General features: G+C 65.2%; 2 protein-coding genes. Both read left to right on the forward strand.

What is annotated here, in order from left to right:
• Positions 1 to 144 precede the first annotated feature (144 nt).
• Entirely contained in the window at positions 145 to 1332 is a 1188-nt protein-coding gene (locus tag DL240_RS19350) for an NAD(P)/FAD-dependent oxidoreductase (RefSeq protein ID WP_111730055.1), read from the forward strand.
• A 374-nt stretch (positions 1333 to 1706) separates the two neighbouring features.
• Positions 1707 to 2192: a DNA alkylation repair protein gene (locus DL240_RS21035; RefSeq protein WP_430673514.1), complete on the forward strand. Its 486-nt coding sequence runs from the start codon at positions 1707 to 1709 to the stop codon at positions 2190 to 2192.
• Positions 2193 to 2255: the final 63 nt, after the last annotated feature.

The following is a 2255-nucleotide window of genomic DNA, read 5'->3' on the forward strand; positions in this document are numbered from 1 at the left end:
AACGTGCGCCGCGCGCTCGGCTTCGCCCTGGAAGTCGCCCGCGCCTTCGGTGCCGCCCTGGCCGACGCCGACGCTCCGCGCCAGCTCCCCGGCTAAACGCCTCGCCACCGTCTTTTCCCACGCTTGCCCCCACAGGAGCCCCTGATGACCTCCCACTACGACATCCTCATCGTCGGCGGCGGCGCCGCCGGCATCTCCGCCGCCGCGCGCCTCTCCTCGGGAGACGCCCCCCTGCACGTGGCCATCCTTGAGCCCGCCGACTGGCACTACTACCAGCCCCTGTGGACCCTGGTCGGCGGCGGCGTATTTACCCGCGAGCACACCCGCAAGCCCATGAGCGAGGTGATCCCTCCCGGCGTCACCTGGCTCAAAGAGCCCGCCGCCACCTTCGCTCCCGACGCCCACAGCGTCACCACCGCCGAAGGCCGCACCTACTCCTACGACCAGCTCATCGTCGCCCCCGGCCTCCAGCTCGACTGGCACAAGATCAAAGGCCTCGACGGCCACATGGGCCAGGGTGGCATCTGCTCCAACTACGCCTACGACACCGTCAACTCCACCTGGGAGGCCCTCCAAAACTTCCGCGCTGGCAACGCCCTCTTCACCTTCCCCAGAGGCACCGTCAAATGCGGCGGCGCACCCCAAAAAATCATGTGGATCTCCGAGCACTACCTCCAAAAACAGGGGCTCCGCGACCGGGCCGATGTGCACTTCGTAAGCTCCGGCGGCGCAATCTTCGGCGTCGAAAAGTACAAAAAGGCCCTGCAAAAACTCGTCGCCGAACGCGACATCCACACCCACTTCGGCCGCAACCTCATTGAGGTGCGCCCCGACGAGAAGCTCGCCGTCTTTGAGAGCCTCCATGGCGAAGCCCCCCTGGAACTCCCCTACGAGATGCTCCATATCACCCCGCCTCAGAGCGCGCCGGACTTCATCAAAACCAGCCCCCTGGCCGACGCCGGCGGTTGGGTCGAGGTCGACCGCCACACCCTCCAGCATACCCGCTTCCCCGACGTCTTCTCCGCCGGCGACGCCAGCAGCCTGCCCACCGCCAAAACCGGCGCCGCCATCCGCAAACAGGTCCCCGTCCTCGTCGCAAACCTGCTCGCCAGGCGCCAGGGCCGCCCCCTGACGGCCGCCTACCACGGCTACACCTCCTGCCCCCTGGTCACCGGCTACGGCCGCCTGATCCTGGCCGAATTCGACTACGACGGAAACCCCGTCGAGAGCTTCCCCTTCGACCAGGCTCAGGAGCGCTACAGCATGTACGCCCTCAAAGCCTACATGCTCCCCGAGATGTACTGGCACGGCATGCTCAAAGGCCGGGCTTAACGTTTCGGACCTCTGGAACGGTCGGCGAATGGCGGCTACCGGCAGGGATCGTACTCGTGGAAGGGGGGTAAGGATAGCATCCCCCTGCCACCTCCCCCGCTGGCACTCAACCACCGCACACCATTCCGCCAGCGCCTCCCCTCTCCACAATCCCCCTCCCCACACCTCCTATGCCCTTCGACCCCACCCCCATCGCCTGCCGCGTCTCCCAACACCTCCAGGCACTCGCCGACCCCGATAACGCCGAGAAGATGGCGGCGTACATGAAAACATCCATGCCCTTTTACGGCGTCCAGGCCGGCCCCCGCGACTAGATCGTCAAAACACTCGCCCCCGACATCCACCTCGCCGACCACCACAACTACGTCGCCCTCATCGAAGCTCTCTGGCAACTCCCCCACCGCGAAGAAAAATACATCGCCATCCGCCTCGCCAGACGCTTCAAACCCTTCATCACCCCCGCCTCCCTCCCCCTCTACGAACGCCTCATCCGAGACGGCGCCTGGTGGGACTTCACCGACGAGATCACCACCCACCTCGTCGGCTCCGTCCTTAACCACCATCCCCACCAGACCTGGCCCACCCTCGACCGCTGGCTCCACGACCCCGACCTCTGGATCCGCCGCGCCGCCCTGCTCGCCCAGAATCGCCTCAAATCCCACACCGACCCCCGGAAACTCTTCGCCTACTGCCTCCACCTGGCCCACGAAGATGAGCTCTTTATCCGCAAAGCCTTCGGCTGGGCACTTCGCGAATACGCCCGCACCAACCCCGACGCCGTCCGCAACTTTCTAAACACCCACGCCGATACCCTCTCTCCCCTGAGCATCCGCGAAGCCTCCAAACATCTAAATATCTAAATCGCTATCGTCATGATCCGCCACTCCACACGTTGACCTGCCATTCTCGCTACCAAGATCCCC

Source organism: Lujinxingia litoralis (genome assembly GCF_003260125.1).
In the GTDB taxonomy this organism is placed as follows: domain Bacteria; phylum Myxococcota_A; class Bradymonadia; order Bradymonadales; family Bradymonadaceae; genus Lujinxingia; species Lujinxingia litoralis.

What these genes read in the sequence shown, in the direction of transcription:
- DL240_RS19350 (WP_111730055.1), top strand. Translation starts at nt 145, where the DNA reads ATGACCTCCCACTACGACATCCTCATCGTCGGCGGCGGCGCCGCCGGC.